At 43.7% G+C, this 18,099-nt stretch carries 14 protein-coding genes and 1 other annotated feature; of the genes, 12 read left to right on the forward strand and 2 right to left on the reverse strand.

Annotated elements, in window-relative coordinates:
• Positions 1 to 15 precede the first annotated feature (15 nt).
• The 3 genes from tgt to ACR65H_RS16030 all read left to right on the forward strand — a co-directional run bounded on the left by tgt (position 16) and on the right by ACR65H_RS16030 (position 2,223).
• The gene (gene tgt, locus ACR65H_RS16020; protein WP_440501616.1) at positions 16 to 1,155 is read left to right on the forward strand and encodes a tRNA guanosine(34) transglycosylase Tgt; all 1,140 of its coding nucleotides are present in this window, start codon (positions 16 to 18) and stop codon (positions 1,153 to 1,155) included.
• Positions 1,156 to 1,193: 38 nt separating this feature from the next.
• The gene (gene yajC, locus ACR65H_RS16025) at positions 1,194 to 1,463 is read left to right on the forward strand and encodes a preprotein translocase subunit YajC (protein ID WP_440501618.1); all 270 of its coding nucleotides are present in this window, start codon (positions 1,194 to 1,196) and stop codon (positions 1,461 to 1,463) included.
• A gap of 118 nt (positions 1,464 to 1,581) precedes the next feature.
• Positions 1,582 to 2,223 (forward strand): DUF421 domain-containing protein, encoded by a 642-nt coding sequence (locus ACR65H_RS16030; RefSeq protein ID WP_440501620.1) that lies wholly within the window; start codon positions 1,582 to 1,584, stop codon positions 2,221 to 2,223.
• Here ACR65H_RS16030 and ACR65H_RS16035 read toward each other — a convergent pair.
• Positions 2,217 to 3,788, reverse strand: a complete 1,572-nt coding sequence (locus tag ACR65H_RS16035; RefSeq protein ID WP_440501621.1) for a putative polysaccharide biosynthesis protein — start codon at positions 3,786 to 3,788, stop codon at positions 2,217 to 2,219. The two genes, ACR65H_RS16030 and ACR65H_RS16035, sit on opposite strands and share 7 nt — an antisense overlap.
• Positions 3,789 to 3,827: 39 nt before the next feature.
• On the opposite strand from ACR65H_RS16035, the gene ACR65H_RS16040 reads away from it, so the two are divergent.
• The 7 genes from ACR65H_RS16040 to dtd all read left to right on the forward strand — a co-directional run bounded on the left by ACR65H_RS16040 (position 3,828) and on the right by dtd (position 12,934).
• Entirely contained in the window at positions 3,828 to 4,142 is a 315-nt protein-coding gene (locus tag ACR65H_RS16040) for a post-transcriptional regulator (protein WP_440501623.1), read from the forward strand.
• 131 nt (positions 4,143 to 4,273) lie between these two features.
• The gene (gene secDF, locus ACR65H_RS16045; protein WP_440501624.1) at positions 4,274 to 6,541 is read left to right on the forward strand and encodes a protein translocase subunit SecDF; all 2,268 of its coding nucleotides are present in this window, start codon (positions 4,274 to 4,276) and stop codon (positions 6,539 to 6,541) included.
• A gap of 289 nt (positions 6,542 to 6,830) precedes the next feature.
• Positions 6,831 to 7,169 carry a LapA family protein gene (locus ACR65H_RS16050; RefSeq protein WP_440501626.1) on the forward strand — a complete coding sequence of 113 codons (339 nt, stop codon included), beginning with the start codon at positions 6,831 to 6,833 and terminating at the stop codon, positions 7,167 to 7,169.
• A 131-nt stretch (positions 7,170 to 7,300) separates the two neighbouring features.
• Positions 7,301 to 9,649, forward strand: coding sequence for a single-stranded-DNA-specific exonuclease RecJ (gene recJ / locus ACR65H_RS16055; protein ID WP_440501627.1), 2,349 nt, complete (start codon positions 7,301 to 7,303; stop codon positions 9,647 to 9,649).
• On the forward strand, positions 9,640 to 10,152 hold the full coding sequence (locus tag ACR65H_RS16060) for an adenine phosphoribosyltransferase (protein WP_440501629.1): 513 nt from the start codon (positions 9,640 to 9,642) through the stop codon (positions 10,150 to 10,152). Before recJ ends, ACR65H_RS16060 begins: the two co-directional genes overlap by 10 nt.
• 129 nt (positions 10,153 to 10,281) lie before the next feature.
• Complete coding sequence (locus ACR65H_RS16065; protein ID WP_440501631.1) at positions 10,282 to 12,477, forward strand: RelA/SpoT family protein; 2,196 nt, start codon at positions 10,282 to 10,284, stop codon at positions 12,475 to 12,477.
• Between the two features lie 16 nt (positions 12,478 to 12,493).
• Entirely contained in the window at positions 12,494 to 12,934 is a 441-nt protein-coding gene (dtd, locus tag ACR65H_RS16070; protein WP_440501633.1) for a D-aminoacyl-tRNA deacylase, read from the forward strand.
• Between the two features lie 103 nt (positions 12,935 to 13,037).
• Here the strand turns inward: dtd and ACR65H_RS16075 are convergent, their stop codons facing one another.
• Entirely contained in the window at positions 13,038 to 14,579 is a 1,542-nt protein-coding gene (locus tag ACR65H_RS16075) for an N-acetylmuramoyl-L-alanine amidase family protein (protein ID WP_440501635.1), read from the reverse strand.
• 117 nt (positions 14,580 to 14,696) lie between these two features.
• Positions 14,697 to 14,930, forward strand: a binding site (T-box leader).
• A 66-nt stretch (positions 14,931 to 14,996) separates the two neighbouring features.
• On the opposite strand from ACR65H_RS16075, the gene hisS reads away from it, so the two are divergent.
• Positions 14,997 to 16,268, forward strand: a complete 1,272-nt coding sequence (gene hisS / locus ACR65H_RS16080) for a histidine--tRNA ligase (protein WP_440501637.1) — start codon at positions 14,997 to 14,999, stop codon at positions 16,266 to 16,268.
• A gap of 18 nt (positions 16,269 to 16,286) precedes the next feature.
• Positions 16,287 to 18,044 carry an aspartate--tRNA ligase gene (gene aspS / locus ACR65H_RS16085; protein WP_440501638.1) on the forward strand — a complete coding sequence of 586 codons (1,758 nt, stop codon included), beginning with the start codon at positions 16,287 to 16,289 and terminating at the stop codon, positions 18,042 to 18,044.
• The last annotated feature ends 55 nt before the right edge of the window (positions 18,045 to 18,099 follow it).

Raw genomic sequence — 18,099 nt, forward strand, 5'->3', positions numbered from 1 at the left:
AAAGGATCACACGAAATGGCAGCAATTACTTACGAACATATAAAAACATGCAAGCAGACAGGAGCACGGCTTGGCATCGTCCATACGCCTCATGGTTCATTTGAGACACCGGCATTCATGCCTGTCGGGACTCAAGCGACGGTGAAGACGATGTCTCCTGAGGAATTGAAAGAGATGGGAGCCGGAATTATCCTAGGCAATACGTATCATCTTTGGCTCCGCCCAGGAAATGATATTATTAAAGAAGCAGGCGGCCTCCATAAATTTATGAACTGGGATCGACCGATTTTGACAGATTCAGGCGGTTTTCAAGTGTTTTCATTAAGTGAATTCCGTAAAATCGAAGAGGAAGGCGTCCATTTCCGTCATCATTTGAATGGCAGTAAGCTTTTCCTAAGCCCTGAAAAAGCGATGGAAATTCAAAATGATCTAGGTTCGGATATTATGATGGCTTTCGATGAATGTCCGCCATATCCTGCAACTTTCGAATATATGAAGGCGAGTGTCGAGAGAACGTCGAGGTGGGCAGAACGGTGCTTAAAAGCGCATGCCCGTCCTGGAGATCAGGGGCTTTTCGGCATCGTGCAAGGAGGCGAATTTGAGGAGCTTCGCAAACAAAGTGCTAAAGACCTCGTCTCGCTCGACTTCCCAGGATATGCAATTGGTGGGTTATCCGTAGGGGAGCCGAAAGATGTCATGAATCGCGCGCTAGAATTTACAACACCATTATTGCCGGAAAACAAGCCTCGCTATTTGATGGGGGTCGGTTCTCCAGATTCGTTGATTGACGGAGCAATTCGCGGAGTTGACATGTTTGACTGTGTATTGCCGACGCGTATCGCACGGAATGGAACGTTGATGACTAGTGAAGGCCGCCTTGTTGTGAAAAATGCGAAATACGAACGCGATTTCGGACCATTGGATCCGAATTGTGATTGCTATGCTTGTAAAAACTATAGCAGAGCATATATCCGTCACTTGATCCGCGCGAATGAAACATTCGGCATCCGTTTGACGTCCTATCATAATCTGTACTTCCTACTACGATTAATGGAACAGATTAGGGATGCAATCCGAAATGATCGCCTCGGCGATTTCAGAGAAGAATTTTTTGAACAATACGGATTCAACAAACCAAATGCAAAAAACTTTTGAATCTTGTATAATAAACCGAGAGAAGAGGGGGGAATAGAATGAATGATGGTAGTATGCTTGGAACGTTGCTTCCAATTATTGCGATGTTCGCGATCATGTGGTTTTTGTTGATTCGACCTGCACAAAAAAGACAAAAGCAGACGAAGCAGATGCAAGAAAGTTTGAAGCGTGGCGATAAGGTCATTACAATCGGCGGTCTTCACGGCGTGATCGATGCTGTTGACGATACATCCGTATTTTTGAAAGTCGCTGACGGCACAACTTTGCAATTCGATAGACAAGCTGTCGGTCGTGTTGTAGCATCTTAATAATGTACATGTTCAAAGAGGCGGATTCACAGTATTGAAACTGTGAACCGCCTCTTTTTAATTTGGGTATATTCCTGATCGGGAAAAGGCATGCTTTCCTGAAGAGGAGGGATACATAATGAATGATCTTCTTATCATTGGATTCAGGACAATATTGCTATATGCGTTCATCCTGATTATTCTCCGGCTGATGGGAAAACGGGAAGTTGGAGAACTAAGCGTCATTGATGTCGTAGTCTTTGTAATTATGGCGGAGGTTGTTGCGGTTGCATTGGAATCGCCAGATAAAAAGTTGAGCCACTCTGTTTTCCCGGTGCTCCTTCTACTTGTAATCCAGCTGCTGACATCTTTTCTTTCCTTGAAGAGCAAAAAATTCAGAGATGTTGTCGATGGAGACCCGACGTTGATTATACAAGATGGAATCATCCAAGAAGAGCAGATGAGAAAACAGAGATATAACTTGGATGATTTATTTCAACAGCTTCGTGAGCAGCAAATCGGATCAGTACGCGATGTGTCCTATGCATATTTAGAGCCTTCTGGAAATTTGTCAGTATTCACATATGAAAACACCCAACCAGTCCTCGCTCTCATATCCGATGGCGTCGTCCAAAGCCGCCATATTCAATTGATCGGAAGGTCCGAAGATTGGCTCATTCAAGAGCTAGAAAAACAAGGTGTAAATGAAGTAAATCAAGTCTTTTATTGCTCATTCGAAAATGGGAAGATACACTTTCAGCTGAAAAAAGCTTTTCAATAGTTTTTTATCAATCTCTTCAACATGAAAACATCGTTTTTCTTCACTTGCCCGAAAAGCAACAAAATGACGAGAAGGAATGCTGTCGTAATTATGCATTCGGTCAACAGACCGAAATTGCCGATTGGTATGAAAATAGGGCGTATGACGGCAACCATGATAAAGGATACATAAGGCAGAGCGAACATTGTGAAGCCGGCCGCCGCTGCTTTGTTTTTTCGTAATGTTGCTATATGAAGAAATGAAGTGACAAGGACTCCGAACCCAATCGCAAGCACTGCCCCTGTTTCCTGTAAGCCTGGCTGGGATGCTAAGACGAACATGACTCCCAGCTTAGCAATTCCGCCATATACTGAATTCATCATTCCTGCCTTTGCATCCCCAGTTGCTTGCAAAATGGAGTATAACGGGCTTTGGATATAATAAAAGAAAAATATAGGGGCAAGCAATGTCATATAGGAACCGCCATCACTAATATGAAAAAGCTTCTCGGCAAGCGCCTGTCCGTGAATATAAAAAACAGCTGCAGCGAAAGCGCCGGTCAATGCTGAAAGCCGCAAAGCCAAATGGATCCGCTCTTGCAGTCTTTTCTTATTGCTTGCAGCTGCAGCTCCACTTACAGCAGGCACAAGCACGACAGACAATGCGTAAGGGATAAATGAAGGAAAGAGCAGCAAAGGGATGAGAACACCTGAGATGACCCCGTATAGCGATGTAGCCGCTACTGCTCCGACTCCTGCCATTGATAAGGCACGAAGAAAAATGATTGGCTCTAGGAACCATGTGAACGTGCCGAATAATCTGCTGCCAGAAGACGGCAACGCAATCGATAATAGCGGCTCCATTGGATAGCGTTCTTTTTTGACAACAGGCTTCCTGTCACGACGTTTATGTTGTTGATATTTGAACCATAAATAACAGGCGGACAGCCCTTCGGCAAGCAATGTTATACCCATCGCGTAAGCGGCATTCATAGGGTTGTTATCGGGTACTAGAAAAATAGGCAACATCCATGTAATCAAAACGATTCGGAATAGCTGCTCAATAATTTGCGACCAAGCCGTTTCTTCAATTCTGACTATCCCTTGAAAATATCCACGGATCAAACCGCAAACAGCTGCGATCGGAATAATGGCGATTCCAACATATAACGTAGTGGAAGTAGCAGCATTTCCTAATAACGTTTCAGCTAAATAAGGGATGAAAAGAATGGATAGCGGGATGAATATCGCACCTGTGAAAATTGTTATGAAAGTTGCAGTCTTCATGACGGCAGGAAGTTTTGCAGTTTCCCCTTTTACCTTTAATTCCGCAATCACCTTCGCAACTGCGATTGGCACGCCTAGTTGAACGAGTGATAAGAAGAATATGAACGCCGGATAGGCGGTCATGTAGATTCCGACCGCTTCTTCTCCTGCGACGCGCATGAATTGGATGCGATAGACGAATCCTAATAGCTTTGTCATGAATACGGCAATCATCAGTATGGCAGTTCCACGGATGAAAGTGGACAATAAAAACAACTCCTTCTCAATTCCGGTCATTTCGTATACACTAAATCTATGCATAGGTTTGTCTATTTACGACTGAACGGGAAAGGGATGGAAATGGTGACGATTCAATTCGAGCAGATATTCAAACATGCACTGCCTGCTATTCAAAGTAAAAGGGATGAATTCCGTCTTTATGGCTATCACACAGTGACAAATGAAGAAATATGGAAATTCTGTATTCGTAAAAAATGGCGGAAGAAAAATGTGTCTACGATGCGAATCCACGAAATCGTGAATGGCATCTTGGCATTGACGCCTGCTGAATTCATGACGTATACCCAAATCGAGGAACAAAGGGATTCGAATTGGTTCTCAGATTTGAACAGCGATGAGCTGCAGTTGCTACTTTCACCGAAAAGTAAATCGTAATTAGATGTTCAATGAATGTCCAACTATTTGACAGATGCAATACTCTGTTTCATAATTGGAGTGTTGTATTTTCTTAAAAACTGTACATAGCAAACGTCTTACCGTTCCACGTACAGAGGGGGAACTAACTTATGAAAAAAAGAAGCCGGATCGTATCGTTCCTATTATTGCTTGTCTTGTTGGGTTCTTTAATAGGCGTTACGGTAAATCCGATTATAAAAGATGTTAGGCTCGGACTTGATTTACAGGGGGGCTTCGAGGTCCTATACGAAGTTCAGCCACTCAAAGACGGTCAAAAAATTACGGAAGATGTTGTGGCCGATACAGCTGGTGCATTACGAAACCGTGTTGACGTGCTCGGAGTAAGCGAGCCGGTTATCCAAGTCGAATCCAATAACAGGATCCGCGTGCAGTTGGCCGGTGTCGAAGATCAGGAAACGGCACGTGAACTATTATCCACTCAAGCAAATCTGACATTCAGAGATGCAGACGATAACCTGATGTTGGATGGAAATGATTTGAAAGAAGGTAAGGCGAAAGCCAACTTCGATCCAAGTGGTAATCCTGTCGTTACACTCGAGATGAAAGACCCGGACAAATTCGGGGAAGTGACAGCTGAAATTAAAGCGAAAGCTCCTGAAAATGTCATGGTCATCTGGATGGATTTTGAAGAGGGCGTCGATTCATTCAAAGAGGAAAGAATGAAGGAAAAGCCAAAATTCATTTCCGCTCCTTACGTAAGTAATGTTATCAATTCATCCAGTGTTGAAATTTCAGGAAGCTTCACAGTGGAAGAAACAAAAAGTTTGGCAGGCATCTTGAATGCAGGTGCGTTACCAGTTCATCTTGAAGAAATCTACTCTACTTCTGTTGGTGCTCAATTCGGAGCACAGGCGTTGGATAAAACGATTCTAGCTGGTATTGTTGGTATATCATTAATTTTCATTTTCATGTTAATTTATTACCGTATTCCTGGATTTGTCGCTGTTATTACACTGTCTGTTTATATTTACCTTATCCTTACTGTCTTCACAAGCATTAATGGCGTTCTTACACTTCCTGGAATTGCAGCTCTGATGCTCGGGGTCGGTATGGCGGTCGATGCGAATATCCTGACATATGAGAGGATTAGAGAAGAACTACGTGTAGGGAAATCAGTGAAGACGGCATTCTCGGTAGGTGCGAAATCTGCATTCACTGCCATCTTGGATGCCAATATTACAACTTTGCTAGCAGCTGTCGTCCTATTCATTTTCGGGACAAGCTCTGTCAAAGGCTTTGCAACAATGCTAATCATTAGTATCTTAGTCAGCTTCTTAACAGCTGTATGGGGCTCGCGTCTATTGTTGGGCCTACTCGTTAATAGCGGTATGCTTGATGGCAAGACTGGCCTATTCGGAATTTCGAAAAGGCGGGTCCACGCACCAGAAGAAAATGTGGATACGCTTGAACTATCAACGAAATTCGATCGATTCGACTTTGTTCATTCTCGAAAGAAATTCTATGTCATTTCGATGGCATTAATTATTGCTGGCATCATTGTCCTTGGTATTTTCAAATTAAACCTCGGGATTGACTTTGCAGGCGGTACGCGTGTAGAAATTTTATCGGATTCTTCTTTAACGACTGAAGAAATTTCAAATACGCTTGAAAAAATCGGCCATCCAGCAACGGATATTGTCATTTCTGGTGATACGAACAATATTGGCGTTGTACGTTATAAAGAAGAATTTAAGCAAGAAACCGTAAATAAATTCAAAAAAGATCTAGAAGCTCATTACGGTGCAGACCCAAATATTTCAACAGTTTCCAATACTGTAGGTAAAGAACTTGCTGAAAATGCATTGAAAGCTTTGATAGTCGCTGCACTCGGAATCATCATCTATGTTGCCTTCCGTTTTGAATGGCGCATGGGTGTATCATCCATTATCGGCTTGATCCATGATGCTTTCTTCATGGTAGCAGTATTCAGTATTACGAGGCTGGAAGTGGATATTACGTTCATTGCCGCTGTCCTAACCATTGTCGGATATTCGATAAACGATACAATCGTAACATTCGACCGAATCAGGGAGAATTTGCATAAGATCGGGAAAATTGATAATGCGGATACGTTGGCTGATGTCGTCAATAAATCGCTTCGTCAAACATTGGGACGTTCCGTGAACACTGTATTGACAGTCATATTTGTAGTAGTCGCACTAATTGCTCTTGGAGCAGAAGCGATCCGCCCATTCTCGATCGCCTTGCTGATCGGTTTGCTCGCAGGTACGTATTCCTCCATCTTCATCTCAGCTCAAATCTGGTTTGATTTGAAGAAGAAAGAGCTTCAAAAAACAGGCACGTTGAAAGTCGATAAAGTGAAAAAACAATGGGGTTCAGACGAGCCTGTAGTGTAATAACTACGGCTCCGACGACGTTTCAAACCTCAACAGGACAGGGTATACTCTACGTATATCCTGTTTTTTTATTTCAAAAGCGTAGGGCGCTTGCCCAGATACAACAGGCATAAGGCGAAGATGCGAAGTGGCGCTTTTTGCCACATAGCAGATTTGACTTATGACCCGAGCAAATCGAACTGCGAAGGGTTCGATTTGCCTTAATTTCTGCAGCTTTTTACAGAAATTAAGGCATCCTTATAGCGCCTGAAGCTGGATGTTAATTTTTTGAAAAGGAAGGTGGAGAAGAATGAAGATGCAATGGTCGTTAATACTCAGTATTCTTTTCGCCATCATTATCGCTGTATTCGCAATACTTAACGTTGACCCAGTCCAAGTAAACTACTTGTTCGGAGAAGCGCATCTGCCACTCATCCTCGTCATTCTTTTTACAGCTCTACTCGGCGCAGCCATTAGCGGCTTCCTAGCAATGTTCAAATCCATCCATGCCAATAGACAAATCAATGAACTAAAAAAGGAAATGACTGCAAAGGAAATTACAATCGCAAACCAGCAAAACGAACTAGCTGCATTGCAACATCTTGTTGATCCAACAGCCAAAGAGGAGAAACTTGAAGGTGAAACGTAAACAAAGCATCCTATTCGGGTGCTTTTTTCATGCAGTGCAACATAAACGATTTATTTATTAAGGAAACCGGCTATCCCCTTTAAGAGTCCGCCATCTTCCGATATAATGGGGATAAGAGGATGTGAGTCATTATGATAGAATCAATGAAAAACTGGACGATTAACCGTCCGGATGAAACAATCGTAAATACATTCATGAAAGAGCTTAGTATCCCTTCCATCCATGCTAAAATTCTAGCTTCACGAGGGTTTACGGATGTAGAGGTAACTAAGTCCTTTTTACATATGGAAGAAAATTGCTTGCATGATCCGTATCTTCTTTTCGATATGGAAAAAGCTGTCAATCGGATTCAGCTAGCAATTGATACAGGTGAAAAGATTACCGTCTATGGCGATTATGACGCAGATGGCGTCACAAGTGTCACTGTATTGACAACGGCTCTTGAACAGCTTGGTGCAAACGTCGACTTCTCTATTCCGAACCGCTTTGAACACGGATATGGACCGAATATCGGGCTGTTCGATGAACTGCATAAGTCAGGAACAAAGCTGATTATCACGGTTGATAATGGAATTTCCGGCTTGGAGGCTGTTGCCTTTGCTAAATCCGTCGGTATGGATATCATAGTGACAGATCATCATGAAATTGGTAACGAACTGCCGATTGCAGATGCGATTATTCATCCGCGTCATCCAAAAGGCGATTATCCTTTCGGTGAGCTAGCGGGTGTTGGTGTTGCTTTTAAGTTGGCTTGCGCATTACTAGGTGAAGTGCCGGAAGAACTGTTCGAAATCGCTGCGATCGGCACTGTCGCCGACTTAGTTCCATTGAAAGACGAAAACAGGTTCATCGTCAAGGAAGGCATCAAGAGGATGCGCTTGTCGCATCGACCAGCGATTCAGGCGCTCGTCAAAGTAAGTGGGACCGATCAGCATTCGCTGTCCGAGGAATCACTCGGTTTCATGATAGGGCCGCGCTTGAACGCCCCAGGGCGTCTAGGGAGTGCGGATCCCGCTGTCCATCTGTTGAAAACGGATGATCGGATGGAAGCTATGTCCATTGCGCAGCAATTGGATTCATTGAATAAAGAAAGACAAGCACTTGTTACAAAAATAGCAGATGAGGCTGAACAGGCGATGGTTGACATGTATGGCGATATGTTGCCGTATGTCATTGTCATTGCAGGGGAAGGCTGGAATCCAGGGGTAGTCGGAATCGTTGCTTCCCGATTGACCGAAAAATATTACAGGCCATCAATCGTCCTTTCCATAGATCATGATACAGGAATCGCAAAAGGTTCTGGGCGGAGCATAGCAGGTTTTGATTTATTCAAAGAGCTTTCGAAAGCTAGTGACCTATTGCCTCATTTTGGTGGCCATGAGATGGCGGCAGGCATGTCGCTTTCGATAAAAGATGTTGTGGCCTTGCGGAATCGGTTGAACGATCAAGGAAAGTTGAGTTTAACGGATGAAATGCTAACTCCGCAATTGCAAATAGATGTGCCGCTAGAAATCGGAGAGATTGATGTCGACGTTTTGGAAGCATTGGAATTGCTACGGCCATTCGGTGTATCATTCGAAAAGCCTGTTTTTTTAATCGAGAACTTATCATTGTCTTCTGTAAGGAAGATCGGAGCAGCCAAAAATCATTTAAAGCTTGAATTGTCCGATGGAGTGGATAGCCTTGATGTAATTGGTTTTGGTAATGGATATCTCGCCGATGAAATGAGTCCTGGCGTCACTTTATCCATCACTGGCGATCTTCAAGTGAATGAGTGGAATGGACGTAAAAAACCGCAGATGCTGCTCACCGATATCCAATCTAAGGATTGGCAGCTTTTCGATTTGCGTGGTATAAGAGAGCCAAATCGGTGGATTTCAATCATTCCTGAGAAAAATAATTTATTCATCGCCTTCCAGGAAACAACGATTGCCCATTTCCAACCAATCCTGAAAAATATACAAATTCATCAGTTCGGGCAAATAGAACTGTCGGAAACCGATCATATAATCATTTTAGATATGCCGGCAGGGACGGAGCAAATGAAAGAGTTGATTGAAAGAACGAATCCCAAAAGGGTATATGCTCATTTCTTCGTGAATGAATCATTATACTTCGAAGGAATTCCTAGTCGGGAGCATTTTGGATGGTATTATAGCTTTTTGAAGAAGCGGGGTACATTTGATTTGAGGAAGCAAGTACATGAATTGTCCAAGCACCGAGGTTGGAAGATCGACACAATTTATTTCATGACAAAGGTGTTTTCCGAGCTCGGATTTGTTAAGATAGAGAATGGTCTTGCTATAGTAAATGAAGACGCAGGAAAGAAAAATCTTTCTGAAGCGCCTTCTTACCAACAGAGAGAGCGTCAAATCGAATTGGAAAAGATGCTTGTATATGCACCCTATATGGAATTGAAAAATTGGATTGATGGGATTTTCAAAGAAACCGTCAACAGGGAGGAACAATTATGGATTTAAAAAGTTACGTGACAATCGTCCCGGACTATCCAAAAGAAGGTATTAGCTTTAAAGACATTACGACGATTATGGATAACGGGGATGCTTATAAATATGCGACCGATCAGATTGTCGAATTTGCAAAGAAAGTTGGAACTGACATTATTGTTGGTCCTGAGGCGAGAGGGTTCATTATCGGATGCCCTGTCGCATACGCATTGGAAGTCGGTTTTGCACCCGTCCGAAAACCTGGCAAGCTGCCTCGCGAAACGATAGCTGTCGAGTACGATCTTGAATACGGCAAGGATTCGTTAACAATTCATAAAGATGCCATCAAGCCTGGTCAGCGTGTATTGATCGTGGACGATCTGCTTGCAACAGGCGGAACGGTCGGTGCAACAGTTGAGCTTGTTGAAAAACTCGGTGGAGTAGTGGCTGGGTGCGCGTTCCTTATCGAACTATCGTATTTGAGTGGCCGTGAAAAGCTAAAAGGCTACGACATTCAAGCACTTATCACTTATTGAAGAAAAAAGATCCTCGCATTAGTTGCGGAGGATCTTTTTTGTTCTAAGGGCTTTACATTTTTATCTGTTTATACATACAATAGAATTATCTTTAATTTTTTTGCGGAATTAGTCGAAAGGAGTAGAAAAATGGCGAAAAATCGTGACATGACGGCAGAAGATATATTTGAAATCGTTGCCTCATATATGAATGAACAGCATGTCGCGTTCGTCAAAAAGGCGTATGAGGCAGCAGAGGCTGCTCATGAAGGGCAGTTCAGAAGTTCGGGTGAACCTTATATTCTTCACCCTATCCAAGTAGCTGGCATTTTAGCAGAATTGCAGATGGATCCTTCCACTGTCGCCGCAGGTTTTCTCCATGATGTCGTGGAAGATACCGACGTAAGCCGTGAAGATATCATACGTGACTTCGGTGAAGAAGTGGCGATGCTCGTCGACGGCGTGACGAAGCTGGAAAAGCTGAAATTCAAATCGAACGAGGAAAAACAAGCAGAGAACCACCGCAAAATGTTCATTGCGATGGCGAGAGATATCAGAGTCATTTTAATCAAGCTCGCGGACCGTCTCCATAATATGAGGACATTGAAACACGTCCCTGAGGAAAAGCAACGGAGAGTAGCGGCTGAAACTCTTGATATTTTCGCGCCGCTTGCACATCGGCTCGGAATTTCCACAATAAAGTGGGAACTGGAAGACACTGCCCTGCGTTATTTGAATCCGCAGCAATATTACCGGATTGTCAATATGATGAAGAAAAAAAGGGACGAACGGGAAAAGTATTTATTGAATGTGATGGAAACGATTCGTGCGGAAATTTCCGAAATGGGCATTGAAGCTGAAATCAATGGCCGGCCGAAACATCTGTATTCCATATATCGCAAAATGATCCTTCAAAATAAAGAATTCAATGAAATTTACGATCTTCTAGCTATCCGTATCATCGTTAAAAGCATCAAGGATTGTTATGCGGTGCTTGGAATTATCCATACATTATGGAAACCGATGCCGGGCAGATTTAAAGATTATATCGCTATGCCAAAACAGAACCTTTATCAATCTATCCATACGACGGTAGTCGGACCGGCGGGGGATCCGCTCGAGGTTCAAATCCGTACCGAGGAAATGCATAGGATTGCTGAATATGGGGTTGCGGCACACTGGGCGTATAAAGAGGGGAAAACCGTATCGGAAAAGCCGGATAATATTGATTCTAAGCTGAAATGGTTCCGTGAAATACTTGAATTCCAAAATGAATCTTCCAATGCTGAGGAATTCATGGAATCATTGAAATTCGATCTGTTTTCGGATATGGTTTACGTTTTCACACCTGATGGAGATGTCATTGAAATTCCGAAAGGATCGGTTCCAATCGATTTTGCGTACCGGGTCCATTCGGAAGTTGGAAATCGAACAATTGGCGCTAAAGTGAATGGGAAGATGGTTCCGTTGGATACAGAACTATTCACAGGTGACATCGTCGAAATTCTCACATCAAAGCAATCATTCGGACCGAGTCGTGACTGGTTGAAAATTGCGAATACATCGCAAGCTAGAAATAAAATTCGTCAATTTTTTAAGAAGCAGCTGAGAGAAGAGAATATTATTAAAGGCTCAGAACTTGTAGAAAAAGAAGTGAAGCTGCAGGAATTTGATCTGAAAGCCGTCCTCACTCCAGAAAACATTCAAAGGGCCATCGACAAATTCAGCTTTACATCAGAAGAGGACATGTATGCAGCTGTTGGCTCCAATGGCATCACGGCGCAGCAAGTCGTCAACAGGCTCGCTGAAAAGATTCGCCGGGAGCGCGACCAACAGGATGCGATTGATAAAATCGTGTCTGACATGAAAATGCCGCAACAAATGCGAACGACAGAATCTGGTGTTATCGTCAAAGGTCTTGAGAACTTGCTCATCAGACTTTCAAAATGCTGTAATCCGATTCCGGGAGACGAGATAGTCGGTTTCATTACAAAAGGCCGTGGCGTTTCAGTACACCGCGCAGATTGCCCGAATATCCTCACTGATGAAGATAATGATCGACTCATAGACGTCGAATGGTCGGTCGGCATGAACAATGAACGGAAGGAATTCCAAGTCGATATCGAGATTTCCGCATTTGACCGCCAAGGCCTTCTGAATGAAGTGATGATGATGGTGGCGGATACGAAAACACCGATAGTTGCAGTAAGCGGAAAAGCGGATCGTGATAAGCTTGCGAAAATTAGCATGACGATTAAGATTATGGACATTGCCCATTTGCATAGAATTGTCGATCGGATTAAACAAATTCGAGACATTTATTCTGTCCAGCGGGTGATTCATTAAGCAGGAAGGTGTTTGCATGAAAGTTGTTTTACAAAGAGCTAGAAATGCATCTGTAACAGTCGATGGCGAAGTGACTGGTTCCATTATGAAAGGGTATGTCCTCCTTGTCGGAATTACGCACGAGGATACTGAGCAGGATGCGGACTACGTTGCGAAAAAGATTGCGGGTCTTCGTTTATGGGAGGACGAAGAAGGGAAGATGAACCGGGCTATTGATGAAGTGGACGGTGAAATTCTTTCTGTCTCCCAATTCACACTGTATGGCGATGTAAGAAAAGGTCGCCGTCCAAGCTTCATTGAAGCTGCAAGACCGGAAAAGGCAGAACCTATATGGAATTATTTCAACGAAGCGCTCCGCCAGCAAGGCTTGAAGGTGGAAACCGGTGTATTCGGCGCCATGATGGATGTAAGCCTCGTTAATGATGGTCCTGTAACGATAATAGTTGAATCGAAATGATCTCATTGCAGCCCTAATAAAACGGGGCTGTGATTTTTAATTCCATGGCTTATTTTTTCATCAAAAAAACACCATGGAATTAAAAATCCCATGGTGTTGCAAGTCATTCGCCATCGAAAAACTCAAGCAGACCTTGATAAATTCCGTGAGTTGCCTGTTCGCGGAACATTTCGGTAGTCAGAATCCGTTCCTCGGATGGATTTGATAAGAATCCTAATTCGATGAGAACTGCATTTTGACGATTTTCCCGTAATACTAGGAAGTTGGCCGGCTGCGCTCCGCGATTTCGCAAGTTAATCGTCGATGCTAGTCCTTCATTGATAGAAGAGGCCAACGATTTTTGATTGCTATGCGTGTAATACGTTGTGAAACCAGTGACCGATGTATCAGGGTTAGCATCATAATGAAGGCTGACAAATGCATCGGCATTCGATTGCTGGCTGACGGAAACGCGTTTGCGAAGAGAAATGTATGTGTCTGATTCACGCGTCATGACAACAGTGGCACCTGCAGCTTTAAGCTTTGCAGACAACAGCTCTGCAGTCGCCAATGTCAAGAGCTTCTCGTCTGTTCCACGCGCTCCTGTCGTACCGCGGTCATTGCCTCCATGGCCAGCATCCACGACGATTGTGAGACCGTTTAACGTGCCTGATGCCCTAGCTGTCTTCTTCTTGTCGTCAGTACGTTCTGTCTGGGCCACGTTACCTGTTGAAACGACCCACTTGGCAATATAAGCCGTTTCTCCTGAAGATAGTGAAACATTATACCAATCGCCGTCTTCACCGACGACAGATAACTTCTCCCCGGCATTCGCCCTTGTGACGATGGACGATGATGTCGTTGCAGAGGATCTTAAATTTGTTCCATTCGTTAACACGGTTACTTGTTTATTACTAGCTGTTGATTTGCCGCCGGATGTGCTTTTTGGGCTCAATGTTCCGTGGAATGAATACACCCAACCGGAGGATTTCTTTCCTAAGGATAGACGGACCCAGTTTCCATCAGTTTCTTCGACTTGGTAGGATTCTCCTTTATGAATTAAGCCAACTCTCTTAGATGATAAATCTGGATTTTTTCTGACATTCAGCGCATCGACAGATACTGTAAATTGCCCAGTTTTATTCGCTTCCGCCTGCTTATTTTTTGTACCGGCTTGTCCTTTAGCACTTTGTTGAATTTCAGTAATGTAATCAGTATGTACCCATCCGTCAACGGCATTTGTAGAGATGGAAGCCCATTCACCTTGACGGCCTGTCATCACAGCTTCTTCACCGGCATTCATTTGTCCAATGACCGCTGCGTTTAATGAAGGCTCGGTCCGGATGTTCAAGGCATTCACTTTCGATACGGCAGTTGTTGCCGTTTGCTTCGTAGCTCCTTCATTGACAACAAGCCATGAAGCAATCCATCCTGTACCCGCTCCGAATTTGATTTCTTGCCAATCGCCTGCAGTGGATAGCACTTCTGCTCGTTCCCCTCTTTTCATAGAACCGGTCACAGGATAGGTGAGTCCTGGTCCTGAACGGACATTTAGGGATTTTGTATTGATGATGACTGTTTCGCCTTGAGCAGAAATTGTAGGCATCTCACAAACAATCGAAGCGAAAAGGATGATAGCTAGAATCCACTTGCTAAATTTCGACAAACTATCACTCTCCCTTTTTTCCATTGTAGAAGTTTTGTGAAGAAAAAACCACAATGAAATGAAAAAGGTTGACACTTCATGAATGAATGATTAAGATTATGGTTAATTCAAAACAACTATTTGCCGAAGACATGGAAAGTAACTGTATTGCAGGCTGACAAGAGAGGGATGGACGTGGCTGAAATCCATCCTACAGACGGATATAGTGAACAACACCATTGAGGCTCCATGCTGAACAAATTTTATCAGTAGGTATGGACGGAACCGGCCGTTATCCGGGTACGAGTGGGCATGTTTTTTGTGCCAATTTGGGTGGAACCGCGGAAGCTGACATAAGCTCTCGTCCCTTGTATAAACAAGGGATGGGGGCTTTTTTTGTTCTCTCGGTTCAGAAAAAGTGAAAGAAGGGGAAGTCAAATGAATTTCAAAGTGCCAAGAGGAACGCAAGATATCTTGCCTTCTGAATCGTGGAAATGGCAGAAAGTCGAATCGATCATTCGCGATGTGTGTGACAAATACCGTTACAAGGAAATCCGAACGCCAATTTTTGAGCAGACTGAATTGTTTCAAAGGACGGTAGGGGATACTACTGATATTGTGACAAAAGAAATGTACACGTTCACGGATCGTGGTAATCGCTCGATGACCCTCCGTCCGGAAGGGACTGCACCGGTTGTACGTTCATTCGTCGAAAATAAAATGTTTGGCTATCCTGATCAGCCAGTGAAACTGTACTACCAAGGTCCGATGTTCCGGTACGAACGTCAGCAAGCAGGAAGATATCGTCAATTCGTCCAGTTTGGAGTAGAAGCGATCGGCAGTGCGGATCCAGCAATCGATGCTGAAGTAATAGCTTTGGCAATGGGTGTCTATAAGCAAGCAGGTTTAACGGATATAAAGCTCGTCCTTAATTCGTTAGGTGATCGAGATTCAAGAAACGCTCACCGGGATGCTCTCGTTGCTCACTTTACTCCGCATATTGGAGAGTTTTGCAATGACTGCCAATCAAGACTTGAGAAAAACCCACTCCGCATACTGGACTGCAAAGTGGATCGCGAACATCCTCTAATGGGAACTGCGCCTTCACTGGCCAATTATTTGAATGAACAGTCAGCAGCTTATTTTGAACAAGTGAAAGGCTATTTGGATGAGATCGGCATTTCGTATGAACTTGATCCGAATTTAGTTCGTGGCCTCGATTATTATAATCACACTGCTTTTGAAATTATGAGCACTGCAACAGGCTTCGGTGCAATAACAACACTTTGTGGCGGAGGCAGATACAATGGCCTTGCGGAAGAGATTGGCGGTCCATCCGCTCCTGGCATCGGTTTTGGGATGAGCATCGAGCGCCTTTTGCTAGCACTTGAAGCGGAAGGGAAGTCGTTTACACAGGAAGCAGAACTCGACGTATATATCGTAACTCTCGAAGAATCGGCACATAGGAAAGGCTTCAAAATATTGAACGAACTAAGGGATGCTGGCATTCGTACTGATATGGACTATATGGATCGGAAAATGAAAGCTCAAATGAAGTCGGCAGATCGGTTCAACGCGAAAGCGGTCATCGTCATCGGTGAAGAAGAAGTTGAAGAGAATGTTGTTCAACTGAAAAATATGGCTGACGGCTCCCAAGAAACGATTGAAGACACAAGCATCATCGGAAAAATAAAAGAACAGTTGAATTAAGGAAGGTTGATGAACGATATGCAACGGACACATTATTGCGGACATTTGACGGAGAAAGTTATTGGCCAGACAGTTACATTACAAGGCTGGGTACAGAAAAGACGAGATCTTGGAGGTCTCATATTCATTGATTTACGGGACCGTGAAGGGATTGTTCAAGTCGTTTTCAACCCAGATTTCTCTAAAGAAGCGCTTGAAATCGCTGAAACTGTGCGTAATGAGTATGTTCTTGAAGTGACAGGAAAAGTCGTTGAGCGTGAAGAGAAGCAGAAAAACCCGAAAGTGAAAACCGGCTCGATTGAAGTGCATGTAGAAAAGGTGCACATCATCAACGAAGCAAAAACTCCTCCATTCATGTTAGAAGATGAAACGGATGTCAATGATGAGCTGAGGTTGAAATACCGTTACTTGGATCTTCGTCGTCCAGCACTCGCACGAGTATTCAAAATGCGTTCCGATATTACAAAAACGGTTCGTAACTTCTTGGATGGAGAAGGTTTCCTAGAAGTAGAAACTCCGATTTTGACGAAGTCAACACCGGAGGGGGCGAGAGATTATCTAGTTCCGAGCCGTGTCCATCCTGGTGAATTTTACGCATTGCCGCAGTCTCCGCAATTATTTAAACAAATGCTTATGGTGTCCGGTTTCGACAGATATTATCAAATTGCACGTTGTTTCCGCGATGAAGACCTTCGTGCTGACCGTCAGCCAGAATTCACTCAAATCGATATGGAAATGAGCTTCATGTCGATCGAAGACATTATGGAATTGAACGAACGTCTAATGAAAAAAGTGATGAAAGACGTTAAAGGAATCGATATAGAAATCCCGTTCAAGCGCATGCCGTACGATGAGGCAATGGGACGTTTCGGTTCGGATAAGCCGGACACTCGTTTCGGTATGGAACTGCAAGACGTATCCGAAATCGTGAAAGATTCTAGCTTTAAAGTATTTGCAGGAGCAGTCGAATCTGGCGGGCAAGTGAAGGCAATCAATGTAAAAGGCGCTTCGGACAATTACTCGCGAAAAGATATCGATGCATTAGGGGAGTTTGCATCGCGGTATGGAGCAAAGGGGCTCGCTTGGCTAAAAGTTGATGCGGAAGGTTTGAAAGGGCCGATTGCAAAATTCTTTGAAGGTGAAGCTGGAGAAGTTTTGGCGAAATCCCTTGAAGCTGAAGCAGGCGACCTTCTATTATTCGTGGCGGATAAGAAATCGGTCGTCGCCGATGCATTAGGAGCACTTCGATTAAAACTTGGCAAAGAGTTGGATATCATTGACGAAACAAAGTTCAATTTCCTTTGGGTCACTGAATGGCCATTATTTGAATACGACGAAGAGCTAGGGCGCTACTTTGCTGCCCATCACCCATTCACAATGCCTGCTGATGTCGCTGGTCTTGAAGCAAATCCTAACGATGTTAAAGCACAGGCGTATGACCTCGTGTTAAATGGTTATGAGCTCGGCGGCGGATCGTTGCGGATCTATCAACGTGACGTTCAGGAAAAAATGTTCAAAGCTCTCGGTTTCTCCGGAGAAGAAGCACGCGAGCAATTCGGATTCTTGCTTGATGCTTTTGATTATGGGACTCCTCCGCATGGAGGAATCGCATTTGGATTGGACCGAATCGTCATGTTATTATCCGGTTCGACAAATCTCCGCGATACAATTGCATTTCCGAAGACTGCAAGTGCAAGCGACCTGCTGACAGAAGCACCAAGCAGTGTGGATAGCGCACAACTTTCCGAATTAGGGATTTCTATCCAGTCGAAATGAGTAGAATGGACAAGCTATTGAAATAAAAATGTAATAAAATGCGGAAGTAAAATCG

The organism is Sporosarcina sp. SAFN-015 (assembly GCF_059415085.1).

Excerpts from the sequence above, each read along its gene's own strand:
- tgt (WP_440501616.1), top strand. The coding sequence starts at position 16 with ATGGCAGCAATTACTTACGAACATATAAAAACATGCAAGCAGACAGGA.
- yajC (WP_440501618.1), top strand. The coding sequence starts at position 1,194 with ATGAATGATGGTAGTATGCTTGGAACGTTGCTTCCAATTATTGCGATG.
- ACR65H_RS16030 (WP_440501620.1), top strand. The coding sequence starts at position 1,582 with ATGAATGATCTTCTTATCATTGGATTCAGGACAATATTGCTATATGCG.
- ACR65H_RS16035 (WP_440501621.1), bottom strand. The coding sequence starts at position 3,788 with ATGCATAGATTTAGTGTATACGAAATGACCGGAATTGAGAAGGAGTTG.
- ACR65H_RS16040 (WP_440501623.1), top strand. The coding sequence starts at position 3,828 with ATGGTGACGATTCAATTCGAGCAGATATTCAAACATGCACTGCCTGCT.
- secDF (WP_440501624.1), top strand. The coding sequence starts at position 4,274 with ATGAAAAAAAGAAGCCGGATCGTATCGTTCCTATTATTGCTTGTCTTG.
- ACR65H_RS16050 (WP_440501626.1), top strand. The coding sequence starts at position 6,831 with ATGAAGATGCAATGGTCGTTAATACTCAGTATTCTTTTCGCCATCATT.
- recJ (WP_440501627.1), top strand. The coding sequence starts at position 7,301 with ATGATAGAATCAATGAAAAACTGGACGATTAACCGTCCGGATGAAACA.
- ACR65H_RS16060 (WP_440501629.1), top strand. The coding sequence starts at position 9,640 with ATGGATTTAAAAAGTTACGTGACAATCGTCCCGGACTATCCAAAAGAA.
- ACR65H_RS16065 (WP_440501631.1), top strand. The coding sequence starts at position 10,282 with ATGGCGAAAAATCGTGACATGACGGCAGAAGATATATTTGAAATCGTT.
- dtd (WP_440501633.1), top strand. The coding sequence starts at position 12,494 with ATGAAAGTTGTTTTACAAAGAGCTAGAAATGCATCTGTAACAGTCGAT.
- hisS (WP_440501637.1), top strand. The coding sequence starts at position 14,997 with ATGAATTTCAAAGTGCCAAGAGGAACGCAAGATATCTTGCCTTCTGAA.
- aspS (WP_440501638.1), top strand. The coding sequence starts at position 16,287 with ATGCAACGGACACATTATTGCGGACATTTGACGGAGAAAGTTATTGGC.